This window comes from Arthrobacter sp. YN (assembly GCF_002224285.1).
In the GTDB taxonomy this organism is placed as follows: Bacteria; Actinomycetota; Actinomycetes; order Actinomycetales; family Micrococcaceae; genus Arthrobacter.
On sequence record NZ_CP022436.1, the window covers coordinates 3,135,152 to 3,155,129 of the forward strand.

The 19,978-nt window shown below is 63.7% G+C and carries 17 protein-coding genes and 1 riboswitch; of the genes, 3 read left to right on the forward strand and 14 right to left on the reverse strand.

Going from position 1 to position 19,978, the window contains the following annotated elements; all coding sequences use genetic code 11:
- Positions 1-58 precede the first annotated feature (58 nt).
- The 8 genes from rplS to CGK93_RS14420 form a co-directional block, all read right to left on the reverse strand.
- Positions 59-412, reverse strand: coding sequence for a 50S ribosomal protein L19 (rplS, locus tag CGK93_RS14385; protein WP_014922079.1), 354 nt, complete (start codon positions 410-412; stop codon positions 59-61).
- Positions 413-677: 265 nt separating this feature from the next.
- On the reverse strand, positions 678-1,478 hold the full coding sequence (trmD, locus tag CGK93_RS14390; RefSeq protein ID WP_089595425.1) for a tRNA (guanosine(37)-N1)-methyltransferase TrmD: 801 nt from the start codon (positions 1,476-1,478) through the stop codon (positions 678-680).
- Positions 1,479-2,033, reverse strand: a complete 555-nt coding sequence (gene rimM / locus CGK93_RS14395) for a ribosome maturation factor RimM (protein WP_089595426.1) — start codon at positions 2,031-2,033, stop codon at positions 1,479-1,481.
- A 129-nt stretch (positions 2,034-2,162) separates the two neighbouring features.
- On the reverse strand, positions 2,163-2,405 hold the full coding sequence (locus CGK93_RS14400) for an RNA-binding protein (protein ID WP_011775119.1): 243 nt from the start codon (positions 2,403-2,405) through the stop codon (positions 2,163-2,165).
- 1 nt (position 2,406) lies between these two features.
- Positions 2,407-2,826, reverse strand: coding sequence for a 30S ribosomal protein S16 (rpsP, locus tag CGK93_RS14405; protein WP_017199647.1), 420 nt, complete (start codon positions 2,824-2,826; stop codon positions 2,407-2,409).
- Between the two features lie 235 nt (positions 2,827-3,061).
- The gene (locus tag CGK93_RS14410; protein ID WP_198318229.1) at positions 3,062-3,499 is read right to left on the reverse strand and encodes a hypothetical protein; all 438 of its coding nucleotides are present in this window, start codon (positions 3,497-3,499) and stop codon (positions 3,062-3,064) included.
- Positions 3,500-3,634: 135 nt separating this feature from the next.
- Entirely contained in the window at positions 3,635-4,507 is an 873-nt protein-coding gene (locus tag CGK93_RS14415; RefSeq protein ID WP_089595427.1) for a VOC family protein, read from the reverse strand.
- A gap of 77 nt (positions 4,508-4,584) precedes the next feature.
- Positions 4,585-5,667 (reverse strand): amidohydrolase family protein, encoded by a 1,083-nt coding sequence (locus tag CGK93_RS14420; RefSeq protein ID WP_089595428.1) that lies wholly within the window; start codon positions 5,665-5,667, stop codon positions 4,585-4,587.
- 95 nt (positions 5,668-5,762) lie between these two features.
- Positions 5,763-5,870, forward strand: a riboswitch (TPP riboswitch).
- On the opposite strand from CGK93_RS14420, the gene thiC reads away from it, so the two are divergent.
- Positions 5,866-7,719, forward strand: coding sequence for a phosphomethylpyrimidine synthase ThiC (gene thiC, locus CGK93_RS14425; RefSeq protein WP_089595429.1), 1,854 nt, complete (start codon positions 5,866-5,868; stop codon positions 7,717-7,719). (Overlaps the previous riboswitch by 5 nt.)
- On the opposite strand, the gene CGK93_RS14430 is transcribed toward thiC, so the two are convergent.
- The gene (locus tag CGK93_RS14430) at positions 7,702-8,424 is read right to left on the reverse strand and encodes an alpha/beta fold hydrolase (RefSeq protein WP_089595430.1); all 723 of its coding nucleotides are present in this window, start codon (positions 8,422-8,424) and stop codon (positions 7,702-7,704) included. The genes thiC and CGK93_RS14430 overlap by 18 nt on opposite strands.
- A 64-nt stretch (positions 8,425-8,488) precedes the next feature.
- A complete protein-coding gene (gene ffh, locus CGK93_RS14435) occupies positions 8,489-10,069 on the reverse strand; it encodes a signal recognition particle protein (RefSeq protein ID WP_089595431.1) in 1,581 nt (526 codons plus the stop codon).
- 167 nt (positions 10,070-10,236) lie between these two features.
- Here ffh and CGK93_RS14440 point away from each other — a divergent pair, with 167 nt between their 5' ends.
- Positions 10,237-11,637 carry a glucose-6-phosphate dehydrogenase gene (locus tag CGK93_RS14440; RefSeq protein WP_089595432.1) on the forward strand — a complete coding sequence of 467 codons (1,401 nt, stop codon included), beginning with the start codon at positions 10,237-10,239 and terminating at the stop codon, positions 11,635-11,637.
- A 102-nt stretch (positions 11,638-11,739) separates the two neighbouring features.
- Here the strand turns inward: CGK93_RS14440 and CGK93_RS14445 are convergent, their stop codons facing one another.
- Together CGK93_RS14445 and CGK93_RS14450 are read right to left on the reverse strand one after the other, a co-directional pair.
- Positions 11,740-12,078 (reverse strand): P-II family nitrogen regulator, encoded by a 339-nt coding sequence (locus tag CGK93_RS14445; RefSeq protein ID WP_089595433.1) that lies wholly within the window; start codon positions 12,076-12,078, stop codon positions 11,740-11,742.
- Positions 12,075-13,403, reverse strand: coding sequence for an ammonium transporter (locus CGK93_RS14450; RefSeq protein WP_089595434.1), 1,329 nt, complete (start codon positions 13,401-13,403; stop codon positions 12,075-12,077). The genes CGK93_RS14445 and CGK93_RS14450 overlap by 4 nt, the downstream gene beginning before the upstream one ends.
- Positions 13,404-13,664: 261 nt before the next feature.
- On the opposite strand from CGK93_RS14450, the gene CGK93_RS14455 reads away from it, so the two are divergent.
- The gene (locus CGK93_RS14455; RefSeq protein ID WP_089595435.1) at positions 13,665-14,885 is read left to right on the forward strand and encodes an MFS transporter; all 1,221 of its coding nucleotides are present in this window, start codon (positions 13,665-13,667) and stop codon (positions 14,883-14,885) included.
- A gap of 98 nt (positions 14,886-14,983) precedes the next feature.
- On the opposite strand, the gene ftsY is transcribed toward CGK93_RS14455, so the two are convergent.
- Positions 14,984-16,189, reverse strand: coding sequence for a signal recognition particle-docking protein FtsY (ftsY, locus tag CGK93_RS14460; protein WP_089595436.1), 1,206 nt, complete (start codon positions 16,187-16,189; stop codon positions 14,984-14,986).
- A 20-nt stretch (positions 16,190-16,209) separates the two neighbouring features.
- Positions 16,210-19,788: a chromosome segregation protein SMC gene (gene smc / locus CGK93_RS14465; protein WP_198318230.1), complete on the reverse strand. Its 3,579-nt coding sequence runs from the start codon at positions 19,786-19,788 to the stop codon at positions 16,210-16,212.
- Positions 19,789-19,978: the final 190 nt, after the last annotated feature.

Consider the following 19,978-nt stretch of genomic DNA (forward strand, 5'->3'; position numbering starts at 1 on the left):
GGATTGCTCCGGAACAACCGGGCACGAATCCTGGACCCGTTTACATAAGTCGCAGGACTTACTTGGCGAAGTCGCGCTTTTCCTTGATCTTCGCAGCCTTACCGCGCAGTGCGCGCATGTAGTAAAGCTTGGCGCGGCGGACGTCACCCTTGGTGACGACCTCGATCTTGTCGATGATCGGGGAGTGTACCGGGAAGGTACGCTCTACGCCGACACCGAAGGAAACCTTGCGCACGGTGAAGGTTTCGCGAACGCCGTCACCCTGGCGGCCCAGGACGAAGCCCTGGAATACCTGGACACGGGAGTTCTTGCCTTCGATGATGTTGACGTGAACCTTGAGGGTGTCACCCGCGCGGAACTCAGGAACATCGTTACGCAGCGAGGCTGCATCTACGCTATCGAGGATATGCATTAATCCACTCCTGGTGAACGCCACAGGTCATTCACTTTGGGTTACGGCAGACAAGCCCGGGGCACGAATGGCCGCCGGAAATCTCCGCCGAAGTTTCTTAGTGTCCGGCTCCGCCACTGATTGGCGCGGCCGGGTTGTCCGACTGTTGGCTGAACTCCCCCTGTGGCAGGTGTCAGCCCAGTAGACACAAGGGTTAATTCTGCCATATGCGCTGCCATCGGGCCAACTATCAGGACTGTTGAACGTCCGACGGCGCCAGCGGACCTCAGATTGCGGCGTCGCCACCGGGCCGGGGACGCAAGCGACCGTCGACGACGTCGTACCCGAGGTCAGCGAGGGCGTTGCGGTCAGCGCGGCTCAAGGCACCGGCGTCGAATGCTTCCAAAAGGTCCGGCCGGCGCTCTGCGGTCCGCCGGAATTGCTCGTGGCGCCGCCATTGGGCGATCTTTCCGTGGTTGCCGCTCAGCAGGACAGCAGGGACGTCATGGTCGCGCCACGCGGACGGCTTGGTGTAGACGGGGTACTCCAGGAGGCCGTCCGAATGGGACTCTTCCACCAGGGATTCAGGGTTTCCCACCACGCCGGGAAGGAGCCGGCCGATGGCCTCGACAATGGCCAGCACGGCAACTTCGCCGCCGTTGAGCACGTAATCACCGAGGCTGACGGGCCGGACAGTGAAGTGGTCCTGCGCCCAGTCGATGACGCGTTCGTCAATGCCTTCATACCGTCCACAGGCGAAGACAAGCTGCTCTTCCTCGGCGAGCTCATAGGCGAGGGCCTGGTTGAACCGCTCCCCCGCCGGCGACGGAACAATAAGTACCGGCTTGGAGTCTTCGCGGCCACCGGCCACTGATTCGAGGGCCTGGGCCCACGGTTCCGGCTTCATCACCATCCCTGCGCCGCCACCATAGGGCGTGTCGTCCACAGTTCTGTGCTTGTCCGTGGTGAACGCGCGCAAGTCGTGGACGTTGAGTTCCAGCAGACCGTCCTGGCGGGCTTTCCCTATGAGCGAAAGCTCCAACGGTGCAAGGTACTCCGGGAAGATGCTGACAACATCAATCCTCATTCAGGCTTCATCCCCCGCGCCGTCCTTGGGCTCCTCGGATGAGTCGTCGTTGACCTCGAAGAGGCCGGCCGGCGGGGTGATCAGGATGTACCCGTCCTCGACATTGACCTCGGGAACGATCTCCTCGACGAAGGGAACCAGGATTTCCTTGCCGTCGTCCGTCTTGACCATCAGCAGGTCCTGGACGGGCATGGTATTGAGGGCGGCCACCTTGCCAACAACCTGCGAACCAACCCGCGCCTCGAGGCCGACCAGTTCGTGCTCGTACCAGCCTTCGTCGTCGTCTTCGTCGTCAAGCTCTTCGGTCTCGATGAAGAGCTTCGCCCCACGGATGACTTCCGCTTCGTTGCGGTCGGCGATCTCGTCGAAGCCCAGCAGCAGGATGTCCTTGTTCCACCGGGCACTGCGGATGGTCAACGGGCCAGCCGATGCCGGTTCCACAATGAACTCGGTTCCTGCGACGAATCGCTCGGAAGGGGCGTCGGTGAGTACCTGGACGGTCACCTCGCCGCGGATGCCATGGGGTTTGCCGATCCGGGCCACCTGGAGCTGCATGGGTTCCTCTGAATTCTTGTGTACCGCGCCGCCGGGCAGCCACGGTGATGAAATGGTGGATAAAGCAATCCGGCCCCTCCACCATATTCGGTGAAGGGGCCGGACCTAAGACAAGCAGTGCTGAGCGCGTTACCGGCGGCGGTCGGTGTCGACGACGTCGACCCTGACCTGCTCGCCACCAGCCAAAGCTGCAACCACTGTGCGCAATGCGCGTGCGGTGCGTCCTTGGCGGCCGATCACCCGTCCGAGGTCCTCCTGGTGAACACGCACCTCAAGGGATTCCCCGCGGCGGTTGTTCTTGGCACTGACCTTGACATCCTCAGGGCTGTCAACGATCCCACGGACCAAGTGCTCGAGCGCTTCTGCCAGCAACTTACTCAGCCTCGGTGGTCTCTGCTTCAGCCTCGGCCGGAGCTTCTGCTTCGTCCTTCTTGGCCTTCTTGGTGATGGCTTCCGGAATGATGACGGAACCCTTCTCCGGTGCTACGAAGGCTTCCTTCGGAGCTTTGGTCTTCAGGGTGCCTTCCTGGCCCGGGAGGCCCTTGAACTTCTGCCAGTCACCGGTGATCTTGAGGATCGCAGCAACCTGCTCGGTCGGCTGGGCGCCAACGGAAAGCCAGTACTGGGCGCGCTCGGAAGCGACCTCGATGTACGACGGCTCTTCGGTGGGGTGGTACTTGCCGATTTCTTCAATGGCACGGCCATCGCGCTTGGCGCGGGCATCCATGACGACAATGCGGTAGTACGGTGCGCGCATCTTACCGAAGCGCTTAAGGCGAATCTTTACGGCCACTTTTGTGGTCACTCCTGTTTCTGAAACGAGGTGAACCCGACGTTCTGCACCCGTGGGGCGGGCCATACTGGACGGTTCGAAGGACAAGATACGAGCACGGAGAGAGGGGCCGCACCGATCGAGTACCTGTCTATTGTGCCAGATGCCCGGAGCAAATACGACTTACGCCACGTGGGCCCGTGTGTTGTTGCTCACCCGCAGGGATGCAAAGTGCGCCCACAACCGGGCGGGGGTGCTATTCGGACCAGACGTAGAGTCCGGAGCGCTCCGCCTTTTCAACATCGGTTGCCAAGGCAGCCAACTGCTGGACGTACTGGCGGGATTGGTCCGCATCGAAGGGCATGTCGTCCTGTGCAGCCCAGGCGGCAGCAACGTCATCGAGGACATTTGCCTCGCCTTCGCTCTCGTACGTCAACAGCTCGGCCAGTGCCCGCACCATGGCTTCGGGGACACCCAGAAGTGCATCACTGGTGACATCAACCAGGGCAAGTTCGTAGTCAGCACCGGCTGCGTGGACCGCCTGCCCGGCAAGGTCACCCAACTGCTCCACTTCGAAATCGGTAATGCCGTCAATCCTGACGGCGGGGCCGGCGACATCCGCGCCCTTATCCAGGGCCGCTGCCCTCTTGAGCGCTTCATCGTGGGTGGCTACAAAAATTTCGGCAAAGCCCATGGAAAGTACTCTCATTCCTTCGTGCTGACGGGGCGGCGGCACAAAACCCGATTGGTTCCGTGCCGTCACTGCCCAGCCTAGTGCAGGAGTGGGCAGGGCAGCGGGTGGGTGCCCGCGCAGCAGGAGTGGCGCTGCTTAGCGAACGGCGACCCGCAGTTTGTTCCGCCACGGATCTTCGAACTGAAGTTCGGCGCCGGTGTGGTGGTTCTGCACCCCCGCGATCTTCAAGCGATCCGCCAGTGCCGCTACGTCGTCGGCGTTGGGGACCTCAATGAGCACTTCCCCCAGGCCCAGCGTGTCCTTGCGGGGCCCGGCGCCACGGCTGTTCCACACGTTCATGGCCATGTGGTGGTGGTAGCCGCCGGCGGAAACGAACAACGCCTGGCCATGCCAGCCCGCTGTCCGCTCAAAGCCCAGGGTTTCCACGTAGAAGTGCTGGGCGGTTGCGACGTCACCCACTTGCAGGTGGACGTGTCCGATTCCGGCCGCCGCCCCGCGCTGTCCGGTCACCGCGGCTTCGCTCAGGTGCTGCTGGAGGAATCGCTGCGGAGGCAAGGCAACATTGTCCATCACCACATTTTTGCCATCCCACTGCCAGAGTTCACGCGGCTTGTCGTAGTAGAGCTCAATGCCATTGCCTTCAGGATCGGTAAAGTAGAACGCTTCGCTGACCAGATGGTCGGCGCTGCCCGCGAACGCGCGGGGCTCGTACTCGGCGGCGGTGGCGATGGTGGCAGCCAATGAAGGCTGGTCGTGGAACAGAATGGCCGTGTGGAACAGGCCGGCCTCCCCGCGGCCTGGAATCTGGAGCCCGGAGGCCGGAGCAAGGTGCACCACGGGCTTTCCGACCCGCCCCAGATAGAGCCCGCCATCCTGCTCGGCGACGACGTCGAGGCCAAGGGCACGCTGATAGTAGTCGCTCATGACCGTCATGTCGCCGACCTTGAGCATGACGGTGCCCATGGTCAGTTCGGCAGGCAGAAGATCCTGGCTGAGTGGTGTGGTCATGTGAAGCTCCCGGGTTCGAGGTGCCGCTCATCAGCACCTTTCTACTTCTCTAAATTACTTGAAGCTTCAATTTATTCCTAACCGACCAAGGAACCGCGCAGAACGATGTGCCGGAGGTGGGAAACAGTCTCCAGCTGTGTCCTGGGATCCCCGGAACACAGCACGACGTCGGCACTGGCCCCTTCGCTGATGCCCTCGGCTCCCAGCCACTCCCGGGCGCGCCACGCCGCGGCGTCCAAGACCGCGGCCGGCGGCAGGCCGGCGTCGTGCAGCTCCTTCATTTCGTCGGCGATCCTGCCGTGCTTGATCACGCTGCCGGCGTCCGTGCCCGCATAAATGGCCACACCGGCCTCGAAGGCCTCCAGCACACGCTCGCGCCGCCCCTCCCAAAGCCGCACCATGTGGTCCGCATAGTCAGGAAACTTCAGGGCAGCCTGGGCAGCAATGTCCGGGAAAGTCGCGATGTTGACCAAAGTGGGAACGATCGGCACGGACTGCTCCACCAAGCGCGGAATGTGTCGCGGCAGCAGGCCCGTGGCATGTTCGATGCAGTCGATGCCGGCATCCAGCATGTCGTCCACTGTGTCCTCGGCAAAGCAATGGGCCGTCACCCGGGCACCTTCATCGTGGGCGGCAGAGATGGCGTCCTTGACGATTTTGGCGGGGAAAGAGGCGGCGAGGTCACCCACGCCACGGTCGATCCAGTCCCCCACCAACTTGACCCACCCGTCTCCATCCCGGGCTTCCTTCCGGACGGTCTCCACGAGTTGGTCGGGTTCGATTTCATGCCCCAAACCGCGGAGGTACCGCCGGCTGCGGGCAATATGCCTACCGGCCCGGATCAGCCGCGGCACGTCCGGACGTTGCTGGACCCAACGGGTGTCACTGGGTGATCCGGCATCCCGGATCAGCAGCGTCCCGGCGTCGAGGTCAGCCTGGGCCTGGGCAAGGGTGGTCTGCTCGTCAACGGCGCCGCCCACTCCCAAACCGATGTGGCAGTGGGCATCAACAAAGCCCGGGAGGACCCAGCCCTCCAGTACGTGGTCCGGTGCCGTCGCGGGGCGCACAAACGTCAAGGTGCCGTCCACGGACCACATCCCGTGGCGCTGGTCGTTCCGAGACACGAGCACCGGTCCGGTGAATTCGATGATCTTGGCCATGGAAAAAGCCTAGTCCGCAGGTCCAGGGAAGTTCAGGGTGTGCAGCCCCGGACTCCATGTGACTGGGAGCCTCCTGGGAGCTGTGGTAGCTTCGTCTACGACCACACGGGGGCCCCTGCAGGGGCTGAGATCGGACTGACGCAGTCTGCGACCGTTGAACCTGTCCGGGTAATGCCGGCGAAGGAAGTGAGTAATCCTTTGAGCACCACCAAAACACAGCACAGCCCTGCCCAAAACCAGTCCGACTCCCGCGCCAAGACGCCGGAATCCGTGACCCAATCGCTGAAATCCCATTCATTGGCCTACCTCGAGGACCCGGACCACGGGATCCGGGTGCCCGTCACAGAAATCGCCTTGGAGCCGTCTCCCAACGGCCAAGCCAACCCGCCGTTCCAGGTGTACCGCACGGCGGGTCCCGGCAGTGATCCCATTGTGGGGCTTGAGCCTTTCCGCGCTCCATGGATCGAAGCCCGCGGTGACACCGTGGCTTACCGCGGACGGGAACGAAACCTGCTGGATGACGGCAAGTCAGCGGTTCGGCGCGGGGCAGCATCAGCGGAGTGGAAGGGCACCCAACCGGTGCCCCGCCGCGCCGTCGAAGGTAAAACCGTCACGCAGATGCACTACGCCAAGCAGGGCACGGTGACTCCCGAGATGCAGTTCGTCGCGCTGCGGGAGAACTGCGACGTTGAGCTGGTCCGCAGCGAGGTTGCCGCAGGACGGGCGATCATTCCGAACAACATCAACCACCCCGAGTCAGAGCCGATGATCATCGGCAAGGCCTTCCTGGTGAAGATCAACGCCAACATCGGCAACTCAGCCGTGACGAGCTCCATCACGGAGGAGGTGGACAAACTGCAGTGGGCCACCCAATGGGGTGCCGATACCGTCATGGATCTCTCCACTGGGGACGACATCCACACCACCCGGGAGTGGATCATCCGCAACTCCCCGGTCCCGATCGGGACGGTCCCCATCTACCAGGCGCTGGAGAAGGTCAACGGCGAGGCGAACAAGCTGACGTGGGAGATTTTCCGGGACACGGTCATCGAACAATGCGAGCAGGGCGTGGACTACATGACCATCCACGCCGGCGTGCTCCTGCGCTATGTGCCGTTGACCGCCAACCGGGTCACGGGAATTGTCTCCCGTGGCGGGTCGATCATGGCGGGTTGGTGCTTGGCGCACCACCAGGAGAACTTCCTCTACACGCACTTTGACGAGCTCTGCGAAATCTTCGCCCAGTACGACGTCGCATTCTCCCTGGGCGACGGCCTGCGCCCGGGTGCAACCGCCGATGCCAACGACGCAGCCCAGTTCGCCGAGTTGGATACCCTCGCCGAGCTGACACAGCGGGCGTGGGACTTCGATGTGCAGGTGATGGTGGAAGGACCTGGCCACGTGCCGTTCCACCTGGTCCGGGAAAATGTGGAACGCCAGCAGGAACTGTGCAAGGGAGCCCCTTTCTACACCCTTGGGCCCTTGGTCACGGATGTCGCTCCTGGTTATGACCACATCACCTCAGCCATCGGCGCCACCGAGATCGCCAGGTACGGCACCGCCATGCTGTGTTACGTGACGCCCAAGGAACATTTGGGCCTTCCCAATAAGGACGACGTCAAGACCGGTGTCATCACGTACAAGATCGCAGCCCACGCCGCCGACCTCGCCAAGGGCCATCCCGGGGCCCACGAGCGAGACGATGCCTTGTCCAAGGCCAGATTCGAGTTCCGTTGGCGTGACCAGTTTGCCCTCTCCCTGGACCCCGTCACAGCAGAAGCCTTCCACGACGAAACGCTGCCGGCAGAACCGGCCAAGACCGCCCATTTCTGTTCCATGTGCGGCCCCAAGTTCTGTTCGATGCGCATCAGCCAGGACATCCGTGACGAATACGGGTCAGAAGAGGCGCAGACAGCCATTGCGGAAATGTACAGCGGCATGCGCGGGAAGAGCCAGGAATTCCTGGCATCGGGCGGAAAGGTCTATTTGCCGGAACTTCAGGTACCCGGCAGCCCGGACACGCTTGAGGCCGGCTCAAGAAGCCTGAACTGACATGGCCCGTCCAACGTCGCCAACAAATGAGCGGATGATGTGATCGCCGTCCACTGAATCCTGGGGCCGGTGTCCTCCCGCAGCAACACGGCGGAGGGCTCCGGTTTCCTGGAGATAACCGGCGATTTCCTCGTACAGGGGTTCCCACCCACCCGTGAGGACCAATGTGGGGACGCCGGGCACGATGTGCAGCGGAGCCTCCCATGGCGGGGCCTGGAGCCTGAGCCTGCGGGCGGAACGCCGCGCTTCGGGAGTATCCAATCCCCCCGTTTCGGCAGAAAACGCCCGGCGGTAGTACTCCCGTTGATAGTCGGCGTCGTTGAGCTGGCTCCGTACATCGAACAGCGGTTCCATCAGGGCACGGTGGGAGGCTGTGGCTGGAAGCTCGGCTGTCAGGGATAAACAAGCAGGCTCAACCAAGCTCAGCGAGTGCACCAGGTCCGGACGTTCGATGGCAGCAAGCATGGCGGAGATGGCGCCTTGCTCGTGCGCAACGACGTGGCCACCACCCGTATCCGCCAAGGCATTGATGACGATGGCAACGTCCGCGGCAACGCTGGATCCCACGGGCTCGGCTGCAGCGTCAAAGCCATGCCGGCGCAGGAACAGCGCATCATAAGCGAGGGCCATGCCGTGCTGTTTCGGCCATGCCGCAGCACCGAAGCTGCCCAGGCCGTGAACGAAGACTACGCGCTGCTTATGCATTGGTTCAGCCTATTCCACGGCCCCGACATCCCAACTGCGACGCGGTTGGGATGTCAGCCACGGCCTATTTGCCGAGGAACTTGTCGAAGCCCTTGGGAAGGTTGAGCGATGAGGGATCGAAGTCTGCCGCCCCCTGGCCGAAAGCCGCGCCCGACGGTGCAGCCGAGGCTGCGTTCGCCCGCTTGGCTTCGGCATCGCGCAACTCCTGTGCCGCTTTGGCAGGGTTACCGGAACGCGCCTTCTTCTTGGGCGCATTCTTGCCGCCCTTGCGGCCTCCGCCTGGCCCTCCAAGGCCGGGCATCCCGGGCATCCCGGGCATGCCGCCGCCCTGGGCAAGTTTCTTCATCATCTTCTGGGCCTGGGCAAAGCGCTCCAGCAGGCCATTGACCTCGGACACGTGGACGCCAGAACCCTTGGCGATACGGGCGCGGCGTGAGCCGTTGATGATCTTGGGAGCGACGCGTTCGTGCGGCGTCATGGACCGGACGATTGCTTCGACGCGGTCGATCTCCTTCTCATCGAAGTTCTCCAGCTGCTGACGGATGTTCTGCGCACCCGGCATCATCATGAGCATCTTCTTCATGGAGCCCATGTTGCGGATCTGCTGCATCTGGGCGAGGAAGTCGTCCAGGGTGAAGTCTTCCTGGTCGGCGAACTTCTTCGCCATCCGGGCGGCTTCGTCCTTGTCCCAGGCCTTCTCAGCTTGTTCGATCAGGGTAAGGACGTCACCCATGTCAAGGATGCGGGAAGCCATGCGGTCCGGGTGGAAGAGCTCGAAGTCGTCCAGGCCTTCACCTGTGGAGGCGAACATCACCGGCTTACCGGTCACGGACGCAACCGACAGCGCGGCACCACCGCGGGCGTCGCCGTCGAGCTTGGACAGGACGATGCCCGTGAAGTTGACGCCTTCATCAAACGCCATCGCCGTATTGACGGCGTCCTGGCCGATCATGGAGTCGATCACGAAGAGAACTTCGTTGGGGATGATGGCCTGGCGGATCCGGCGGGCCTGGTCCATCATCTCGGCGTCGACACCAAGACGGCCGGCGGTATCAACGATCACGACGTCGTGGAGCTTCTGGCGCGCTTCCTCGACGCCGGCCTTCGCGACGGCTACGGGGTCGCCTGCTGGATGCTCGAGCTCGGAGGTGGCACCAGGGTGTGGAGCGAACACCGGGACGCCGGCGCGCTGGCCCACCACTTGGAGCTGGGTGACGGCGTTGGGGCGCTGGAGATCGCAAGCAACCAGCATGGGGCTGTGGCCCTGGGCCTTGAGCCACTTGGACAGCTTGCCGGCGAGGGTGGTCTTACCTGCACCCTGGAGCCCTGCGAGCATGATGATGGTGGGGCCGTTCTTGGCCAGGCGGATCCGGCGGGTCTCGCCACCGAGGATCTCCACGAGTTCCTCGTTGACGATCTTGACGATCTGCTGGCTCGGGTTCAACGCACCCGAAACCTCGGCGCCCAGGGCACGTTCGCGGACGCGGCCGGTGAACTCACGGACCACGGATACTGCAACATCCGCGTCCAGCAGGGCGCGGCGGATCTCCCGGACTGTGGCATCAACATCAGCCTCGGTGAGGCGGCCCTTGCCACGAAGGTTCTTGAAGGTTGCTGTCAACCGGTCAGAGAGTGAATTGAACACGCGCCGTGCACTTCTTTCGATGGTCTGCGAATGGCGGCCAATGCGGCACACCAGAGTCTTGACGATTGCCCCCAGCAAACATGTCTCAACCCAACAAATCTGAATCGACTAGGGGACTCGACTATCTAGGGTACCAAGTCGCACCTGCAAGATGGCATGCTGGCACAGTGACCAGTAAAACAACTGTAAAAACGTTGCTCATCCTCGGCGCGTCCGGGGACCTGACAGGAAGGCTCCTGCTGCCCGGACTCGCCGGACTGCTGGCTTCCGGCAGGGCTCCCGGATTGCGGCTGGTAGGCGCGGGCTCGGACCCCTGGTCTCCGGAACAATGGCGGGAGCGGGTTTCGGGCGCGTTCAACGCGGCCTCGGGCACGGCTGATGATGCCGGCCGGGCGGCACTGGCAACAGTCGCTGACGCCACCGAGTACCACCAGCTTGATGTCACAGCGGACGGTCCCCTGGCGGACCTCCTGGCCAGGCTGCAGGGCCCCGTCGCCATCTATTTCGCTTTGCCGCCGCACGTCAGCCAGAAGGCCTGCGAGGTACTCCACAGTGATCAGGTCCCTGCCGGGACCCGTCTCGTCATGGAGAAGCCCTTCGGCTCAGGCACCGAATCCGCCCACGAGCTGAACAAGACGCTCGCAGCCCTGGTCCCCGAAGACCACATCCACCGCGTGGACCATTTCCTGGGCAAAGCCACCGTGTTGAACATCCTGGGCCTACGATTCGCCAACCGGTTCCTGGAGCCTGTGTGGAACCGCGAACACATCGAAAAAGTGGAGATCGTCTTTGACGAGGATCTGGCTCTCGAGGGACGCGCCCGCTACTACGACACTGCCGGGGCGCTCCGGGACATGATCCAGAGCCATCTCCTGCACATCATGGCTTTTCTGGCGATCGACGCGCCGGCAACCATCGAGGAGCGGGACCTGCGCGACGCCGTGGCCACCGTTCTGCGCGCCAGCAGCATCAAGGCCCCGTTCAAGGAGTCCACACGGCGGGCACGGTACACCGCGGGAGTCCTCGGTGAACGAACCGTTCCGGACTACGCTGCCGAGGAAGGCGTGGACCCTGCCCGCAATACTGAGACCCTTGCCGAGGTCCGGGTGGAGATCGACAACTGGCGCTGGAAAGGGGTTCCGTTCATCCTGCGCTCCGGCAAGGCCATGGGACGCCGGCGCAAGGAAGCCGTCATCACCTTCCGCCCGGTCCCCCACCTCCCCAGGGGATTCTCCGGCGTGGACTCCCCCAACCAGTTGCGCATCGGCTTCGGTCCGGACGTGCTCCAGCTTGACGTCGACGTGAACGGCCCGGGTGACATCTTCACCCTGGACCGCGCCAGTCTGGTGACCCAGCTCAACGCCGCCGGCATGCTGCCCTATGGGGAGGTGCTGGAGGGAATCATCAGCGGCGATCCCCTCCTGTCCGTCCGTGGTGATACGGCCGAGGACTGCTGGCGGATCATCGAGCCGGTGCTCCGTGCCTGGGAGAGCGGCGACGTCCCGTTGGAAGAGTACGACGCCGGCAGCGCGGGGCCGGCAGACTGGCCCACCGGCGTCGTGGACTAAGACAGGCGGCGGACTAAAGCCAACTGGCCTGACGCCCTCCTTAACGCCAAAGCGGGCCGGGTACCTTGACTGGTACCCGGCCCGCTTTTTTGGGTGAAGGACTTAGATTGCGGCCGAGCCGCGCTCCCCGGTCCTTACCCGGACTGCTTCGTAGACATCCACGGTCCACACCTTGCCGTCACCGGCGCGCCCGGTGTTGGAGCTGGCGATGAGGACATCGAGGATGTCGTCGGCCTGCTCATCCGTGGCGAGGACCTCAATGCGGATCTTTGGCAGCAGGTCCACGTTGTACTCGGCTCCGCGATACACCTCGGTGTAGCCGCGCTGGCGGCCGTAGCCGCTGGCCGCGCTGACCGTCAGGCCCTGGACCCCGTATGATTCGAGGCCTTCCCGGACTGCTTCAAGCTTTTCGGGACGGACGATCGCTGTGATGAGCTTCATGCCTGGACACTCTCCTTGCCTTCTGCGGGGGTCTTGGCTGCGGCGGTTTCGGACTTTCCAGTCATGGCGTTGTGCAGCGGCTGGAAGCTGCCGCCGTGGCCGTTGACTCCGAATTCGTAGGCGGTCTCAGCGTGGAGGCTGAGGTCGACGCCAACGTTCTCCTGTTCCGTGGAAACCCGGAAGCCCATGGTCTTGTGGATGGCGAAGGCGATGATGGCCGTCATGATGGCCGAGAACGCGATGGCGATGCCGGCCGCTGCGAGCTGGGCCCACATCTGGGTCATGCCGCCGCCGTAGAAGAGGCCGCCACCCACGCCGTCGGTGGGAAGGGCGATGAAGCCCAGCGCCACGGTGCCGATGATGCCGGAGACGAGGTGGACGCCCACAACATCCAGGGAGTCATCGAAGCCCCAGCGGAACTTGAGGCCAACGGCCAGGGCGGAAGCCACACCGGCAACCACACCAAGCCCAAGGGCCCCGACCGGGCTGACGTTGGCACATGCGGGGGTGATGGCCACGAGGCCGGCAACCACACCGGATGCTGCGCCCAGCGACGTCGGGTGACCGTCACGGATACGTTCGGTGATGAGCCAGCCGATCATGGCCGCTGCGGGAGCTGCCAGGGTGTTGATCCAGATCAGGCCACCCTGCTCTGCTGTTGTTGCTGCACCGCCATTGAAGCCGAACCAGCCGAACCAGAGGATCGCTGCGCCGAGCATGACGAACGGGATGTTGTGCGGGCGGTGGTTCGGGTCCTTGCCGAAGCCGCGGCGGTTGCCGATGATGAGGACCAGGACGAGCGCCGCCACACCGGCATTGATATGCACTACGGTGCCGCCGGCGAAGTCGATGGCCGGGCCGAGGGCCTTGCCGATTGCGCCTTCGGGACCGAACAGGCCGCCACCCCAGACCATGTAGGCCAGCGGGCAGTAGACCAGGGTCACCCATACCGGAACGAAGATGCTCCAGGCGCCGAACTTGGCGCGGTCAGCGATTGCGCCGCTGATCAGTGCAACGGTGATGATGGCGAAGGTGGCTGCGTAGCCAACCTTGATGAGCCCATCGGGGGTATCGATGCCTTCGAGGCCGAAGGTGGCGAACGGGTTGCCCACGATCTCCATGAAGCCCTCGCCGGAGCTCATAGAGGCGCCCCACAGTACCCAGACGACGCCCACGATGCCGATGGAGATGAAGCTCATCATCATCATGTTCAAGGCTGCCTTGGCGCGTGTCATGCCGCCGTAGAAAAATGCCAGACCAGGTGTCATGAACAGCACAAGCGCCGCCGCCACCATGACCCATACGTGACCTGCGGTAAGTTCCATGGTGCACGTTCCTCTCTTGCTAGATCTGCGGTTCAACCGCTGTCCTGACGCCCTTTGCGTCCTGCTTAAGAGTTTTGTGCCGCCGTGTTTCACCTGCTCGGGTTTTATATTGCGCGCTGGTTACAACAACCTCCCCAACGTAAATGGTGCATATCTCCGGTGTTACGGATATGTTTCAGGCGTCGGACTTCTCTGGAAATCCCCAGTTTTTGACCATCCGGCCCACCACGGCCCCACATCACCTTGAAGGACCCGCCCCGTATGACCGAGTCGCCCAGATCCGTCAAAGCTCCAAGGATCCGGCAGGAGAAAGCACCGTTGCCCCGCGATATTAAGGTGATGTTGGCTGCAGCGTTCCTGATCGCTTTGGGCTTTGGGCTGGTGGCGCCCGTCTTGCCGCAATTCGCCACCACCTTCGACGTCGGCGCCACGGCTGCCGCTGTGATCGTCAGCATCTTCGCCTTCATGAGGCTGGTGTTTGCTCCGGCAGGCGGTGCCCTGATCGGACGCTTTGGAGAACGGAACGTCTACGTCTCGGGTTTGCTGATCGTCGCGGTGTCCACGGCGGCGTGCGCGTTTGCCCAGGACTACTGGCAACTGCTGATCTTCCGTGGCCTCGGAGGAGCCGGCTCCGTCATGTTTACTGTGGCAGCGATGGGACTGCTCATCCGCCTCGCACCCCCTGAACGACGGGGGCGGGTATCCGGCGCGTACGCCTCGGCCTTCCTGATCGGCAGCGTCCTGGGGCCAGTAGTAGGAGGTCTGCTGGCAGGTTTCGGTCTCCGGGTACCCTTCCTGGCATACGCAGGAGCGCTCCTGGTGGCGGCGCTGGTGGTCCGGACCCTGCTGAGCGGTGAGGGCAACGCCGCAGAAAATGCTGAGCCAGCCCCGGCCATGACCCTGAAGGAAGCTCTGTCCGACTCCGCTTACCGCGCCGCGGTGTTCTCGAGTTTCGGTAACGGCTGGGTGACGTTCGGCGTCCGCATGGCCACCATTCCACTGTTCGCGGTGGCTGTCCTGCAGTCCGCACCTGAGACGGCAGCCTGGGCTTTGGCCATCTTTGCCGTGGGCAACGCCTTGGCCCTGACCTTCAGCGGACGTTTGGCCGACGCCTGGGGACGGAAGCCCCTACTGGTCCCCGGACTGCTCATCACTGGTGCCGCCACCGGTGTTATCGGTCTCACCACGGACTTGACCGGATTCCTTATCGCTTCCGCGGTGGCTGGGTTCGGATCCGGCTTGTTGGGTCCGGCCCAACAGGCAGCCGTCGCTGATGTCATTGGCAGGGGACGCTCCGGAGGCAAGGTGCTCGCGGTGTTCCAAATGGCTGCGGACACAGGTGCCATCATCGGACCGGTTGTGGCGGGCCTCCTGGCTGACCAGCTGGGTTATGGCTGGGCGTTTGGCATCACAGGTGGCGTTCTGCTCCTCACGGCAGCAGCTTGGCTGCCGGCCCGCGAACCCCTTAAACCCAAAAACTGACTGACAGCCACGGTGTGCCCTGAGTCCTTGGGGCACACTATGCTGCCAGACAGTTGAGTGCGAAGGTCTTGGACCCGCGCTGGTTGTTTGGACCGGCGCTAGTTGAGCAGCGCGTCCACGAAGCTCTCGGCGTCGAACGGTGCGAGGTCGTCGGGGCCTTCGCCCAAGCCAATGAGCTTGACCGGCACGCCCAGCGACTTCTGGATGGCCACAACGATTCCGCCCTTTGCGGTTCCGTCCAGCTTGGTCAGCACGATGCCGGTGATATTGACCACCTCGGCGAAAACGCGGGCCTGGTTGAGGCCGTTCTGCCCGGTAGTGGCGTCCAGCACCAGCAGGACCTCGTCCACTTCAGCCAGCTTCTCGATGACGCGCTTGACCTTGCCGAGTTCGTCCATCAGGCCGGTCTTGTTCTGCAGTCGTCCAGCGGTATCCACCATGACAACATCGACTTCCTGGTCGATGCCGGCTTTCACGGCCTCGTAAGCCACCGAGGCGGGGTCGGCGCCGTCGATGTCCGACCTGACGGTAGGGACACCTACGCGCTGTCCCCACGTGGCCAACTGCTCGGCAGCAGCTGCGCGGAAAGTATCAGCGGCCCCCAGCAGGACGTCCTTGTCTTCGGCAACCAGGACGCGTGCCAGCTTGCCCACCGTGGTGGTCTTGCCAACGCCGTTCACACCAACAACAAGCACGACGGCGGGACGGTCACCCTTGCGCTCGACGTTCAGGGTACGGTCCATGGAGGGATCCACCAGCTTGATGAGTTCCTCGCGGAGCATCGCCTTGACGTCTTCGGGGCTGCGGGTGCCCAAGACCTTCACGCGCTCACGCAGCGCATCAACCAACTGCATGGTGGGTTCGGTGCCGAGGTCGGCCAGGAGGAGGGTTTCCTCCACCTCGTCCCACACGTTTTCGTCGATCTTGTCGCCCGACAGCAGAGCCAGGAGGCCCTTGCCCAGGATGCTGTTGGACTTGACCAAGCGGGCGCGCAGGCGGGTCAGGCGGCCTTCAACCGGCGCGGGCGTGTCGATGGCAATGGTTTCGAGCCCGGCGGCATCATCGGGCACATCCGCGCCCTCAACGGTTCCGTCAAAGGTGGGAGCCGGGGCTTTCACCGCGTCCGGGCGCTCTTCCACCAAGGTTCCGCCGCCCGCTGCCGGCGACTGCAGGGGGTCGTTCGCATCCCGGGTTCCGGGGTACTTCGCTCCGGACTTCCGGGCCTTCAGGAGTACCGGCACGAGTCCGCCGACCACCACGAGGGCAGCGAGAATGGACAGAATTATGGGTAGGAAATCGTTCACTCCCCTACCTTCTCATAAAGCTACGCCCCGGCACCGAGCCTCTGGCTGATGACGGTGGAGACGCCATCGCCCCTCATCGTCACCCCGTAGAGGGCGTCTGCCACTTCCATGGTCCGCTTCTGGTGGGTGATCACAATCAACTGGCTGGACTCCCGCAGTTCCTCAAAAATGGTGATGAGCCGGCCCAGGTTGGTGTCGTCCAGCGCAGCTTCCACTTCGTCCATGACGTAGAACGGCGACGGCCGGGCCTTGAAAATCGCCACCAGCAGTGCCACTGCCGTGAGGGACCGTTCACCACCGGAGAGCAGGGACAGCCGCTTGATCTTCTTGCCCGCGGGCCGAGCCTCCACTTCGATTCCCGTGTTCAGCATGTCGTCAGGATCCGTGAGTACCAGCTTTCCCTCACCACCGGGGAAAAGCCTGGCGAAGACATGGTCGAACTGGGCGGAGGTGTCGGCAAAGGCCTCGGTGAAGACCTGCTGGACCCGGGCGTCCACCTCTTTGATGATGTCCAACAGGTCTTTGCGGCTGGATTTGAGGTCTTCGAGCTGAGAGCTGAGGAACTGATGCCGTTCTTCCAGTGCGGCAAACTCCTCCAGCGCCAGGGGGTTCACTTTGCCCAAGGCAGCCAGCTCCCGCTCAGCCTTTCTGAGTCTTTTCTCCTGCTCAGCCCTGACGAACGGAATGCCTTCCACGATTGCTTCGCCATGCTCATCAACGGGTGTCCGGAGCTCTGCCCACTTGTCGGTAGTGGTTCCGGCGGGCACCGGAACAGGCAGCCCGGGTCCATAGTCTGCCACGAGCTGTTCGGCGGACAGGCCGAGTTCCTCTATGGAACGTGTCTCCAAGGCCTCGATGCGCAGGCGTTGCTGGGTTCGCGCCATCTCGTCCCGATGCACGGAATCCGTCAGTTCGGCCAGCTCTTTCGCCAGGGCCTCGTTACCGGTCCGGACCAGCGTCAGTTCCGTCTCCAGCCGTTCCCGCGTCTGCTCTGCGAGGTCGCGCTCCCAGCCGGCAGCCTCCACCGAGACATCGATGAATCGCAGGACCTGTTCCACAGCTGACGCCACTGCTGCAGCCCGCTGCGCCTGGGCACGGCGACGCTGGGCCCTACGGGCCGCCTCTTCACGGGCGCGCCGTTCCGTTGCGGCCGCCCGCTCAAGCGACGCGGCCCGGTTGCTGATGGCCCCCAGTTGCTCTTCTGCAGTCCTGAGGGCCAGGCGCGCTTCTGTTTCGAAGGAACGTGCCATCCTGGCTTGCGCGGCGAGTTCGTCGCGCTGATCCGTGGATGGTTCCTCGTCCGGGGCCTCCTGGGCGGCGGCGAGCCGTTCCGCGGCGACTTCAAGATCCAGTTGGGCTTCAGCGATGTTGGCTTCGGCCTTGGCCATGGAGGCGGCCAGCCTGTCGCTTTCGCCCACGGCACTGCGAAGGACGGAATTGAGGTGGCCCAGGCGCTCCGCCACTGCCGCCAAACGGGCATCGGACTCGTGCAATCGTTCCAGCGCGGCGTCGGTCCGGTCCTGCGCTTCGGCGCGGCGGGACTGGGCGCCGGCCAGGGCAAAACGGCCCCGCTCCAAACGGGCTGTGACCTCCTGGAGGCGGGCACCGGCGTCGTCCACTGCTGCCTGGACTTCCAGCAGCGACGGCGCTGTGGCCGAACCGCCGGTGACCGTCAACGCCGTAAGAACATCGCCTTCACGCGTGACCGCCCTAAGTTGCGGGTGTTCCTTGACGAACGCTGCCGCGGTCCGAAGATCATCGACGACGGCGGTCCCCACCAGCAGGGCCAACGCGCCTTGGGCTGTGGGATCGGAAATATTCACGACGTCCGTAGCCCAGCGGCTGCCGGGGGGAAGCAGCACACCGGCGCCACCGTCAGCACCGCCGGCGGATCCGCCGGCCAGGAGCAATGCTGCGCGGCCGGCGTCGTGATCCTTCAAGGAGGCAATGGCTGCAACTGCGGCATCAGCACCTGACACCACCAAGGCGTCCGAGGCACTCCCCAGAGCCGCGGCAATGGCAGCCTCGAACCCCGACTCGATAGCCACCAGCGCAGCCAGGGGCCCAAGAACGCCCCCGGCCGAGAGCAGGCTGCCGGAGCCGTCCTTGCGGTTGAGTCCCAGTTGAAGGGCATCCCGGCGCGCCGTCAAGGCATCCCTCTCGCGGACAGCTTCCCGTTCCGCGGCTTTCAGTTCCTCAATTTCGGCAAGGACGGCATCCAGGACATCGTTCGCATTTTCGTAGTCGGCGTCCAGGCTCTCCTCGCCGTCCTCGACGCCTGCCACCTGGGATTCAAGGGCCGTGAACTCGCTCTGGGCCTGACGGCGACGTTCATCGCCGGATGCGAGGGATTCCCTGAGCCGGCCACGTTCAGCTTCCGCGGCTTCGGCCCGGGACCTGGCGGCGGCTACTTGTCCTGCAAGCCTGGCGAGCCCTTCCCTGCGGTCGGCAGCGGCCCGCAACATGGCCGTGAGTCTCTTGTCTTCAGCGGCCGCCAGCGATTCAGCTGCGTCCTTGGCCACCGTGGCTTCAAGAAGTGCGGCTTGCTTCGCCAGGATGTCGTGCTGCAGGGCAGACTCTTCTTCGCGGACCCGGGCGGCTTGGCGTTCCAGTTGCTCCGGGTCCCGGCCTGTATCCGCCGCGGCCTCGGAGGAACCCAGAAGCCTGCGACGTTCAGACGCAAGTGATCCAAGAGAACGCAACCTCTCCCGGCCGGCAGAGAGCTGGTACCAATGATCGCGCGCGGCGTTGAGCTTCGGGGTTGCTTCGGCAGCCTTCTGTTCCAAAGCAGCTTGGCGCCGACGTCCGGTCCCCAACTCCGCCTCCACCACCTGGCGTCGTTCTTTCAACGCGGCCTCGTCAGCAACATCCTGTTCAAGACTGGTGGTGAGCTGCACCAGGTCATCAGCCAGAAGGCGGGCCCTGGCATCCCTGACATCGAACTGGACCGTCTGGGCACGGCGGGCGATTTCCGCTTGCTTGCCCAAGGGAGTCAGTTGGCGCCGGATCTCCGCGGTGAGGTCGCCGAGCCGTGCCAGGTTGGCCTGCATGGCTTCGAGTTTGCGGACGGTCTTTTCCTTGCGGCGGCGATGCTTGAGGATGCCTGCTGCCTCTTCAATGAAACCCCGGCGGTCTTCCGGTGTGGCGTGCAAGACCCTGTCCAGTTGGCCCTGCCCCACAATGACGTGCATTTCACGGCCCAGGCCGGAATCGGAGAGGAGTTCCTGGATGTCCAGGAGCCTGCAGGGTGCGCCGTTGATGGCGTATTCGGAGCCGCCGGTCCGGAAAAGTGTCCGGGAGATGGTGACTTCGCTGTAGTCGATGGGGAGCGCGTTGTCCGCGTTGTCTATGGTGAGGGCGACATGCGCACGCCCCAGGGGCGGCCGGCCCGACGTGCCGGCGAAGATGACATCCTCCATCTTGCCGCCGCGCAGGGTTTTGGCACCCTGCTCCCCCATCACCCATGCCAAGGCATCAACCACGTTGGATTTACCCGACCCGTTGGGACCGACGACAGCAGTGACGCCGGGCTCAAAGTCGAACGTCGTAGCCGACGCGAACGACTTGAATCCTCGGACGGTCAAACTTTTCAGGTGCAAGGCGCTTCGGTTCTCCTGGGTGGCCCGGGTGGTTGTATCCCCTAAATCTACTGCCGTTTGAGTGAAATCTACGGATCTGTTGCCGGAACGCCTTGTGGTCGGCAGGCCACACCCCTACACTCCTGCCAAGGGCTACTTGGCCTGTTCGTTCCGGTGATCCGGCTGCAGCATGAACTTTGGTTCTGCCACT

Coding starts and splice junctions, on each gene's coding strand:
- rimM (WP_089595426.1), bottom strand. CDS start 2,033: ATGCAGCTCCAGGTGGCCCGGATCGGCAAACCCCATGGCATCCGCGGC.
- CGK93_RS14415 (WP_089595427.1), bottom strand. CDS start 4,507: ATGACCACACCACTCAGCCAGGATCTTCTGCCTGCCGAACTGACCATG.
- CGK93_RS14410 (WP_198318229.1), bottom strand. CDS start 3,499: ATGGGCTTTGCCGAAATTTTTGTAGCCACCCACGATGAAGCGCTCAAG.
- CGK93_RS14445 (WP_089595433.1), bottom strand. CDS start 12,078: ATGAAGCTCATCACAGCGATCGTCCGTCCCGAAAAGCTTGAAGCAGTC.
- CGK93_RS14420 (WP_089595428.1), bottom strand. CDS start 5,667: ATGGCCAAGATCATCGAATTCACCGGACCGGTGCTCGTGTCTCGGAAC.
- CGK93_RS14455 (WP_089595435.1), top strand. CDS start 13,665: ATGACCGAGTCGCCCAGATCCGTCAAAGCTCCAAGGATCCGGCAGGAG.
- CGK93_RS14450 (WP_089595434.1), bottom strand. CDS start 13,403: ATGGAACTTACCGCAGGTCACGTATGGGTCATGGTGGCGGCGGCGCTT.
- CGK93_RS14430 (WP_089595430.1), bottom strand. CDS start 8,424: ATGCATAAGCAGCGCGTAGTCTTCGTTCACGGCCTGGGCAGCTTCGGT.
- trmD (WP_089595425.1), bottom strand. CDS start 1,478: ATGAGGATTGATGTTGTCAGCATCTTCCCGGAGTACCTTGCACCGTTG.
- rplS (WP_014922079.1), bottom strand. CDS start 412: ATGCATATCCTCGATAGCGTAGATGCAGCCTCGCTGCGTAACGATGTT.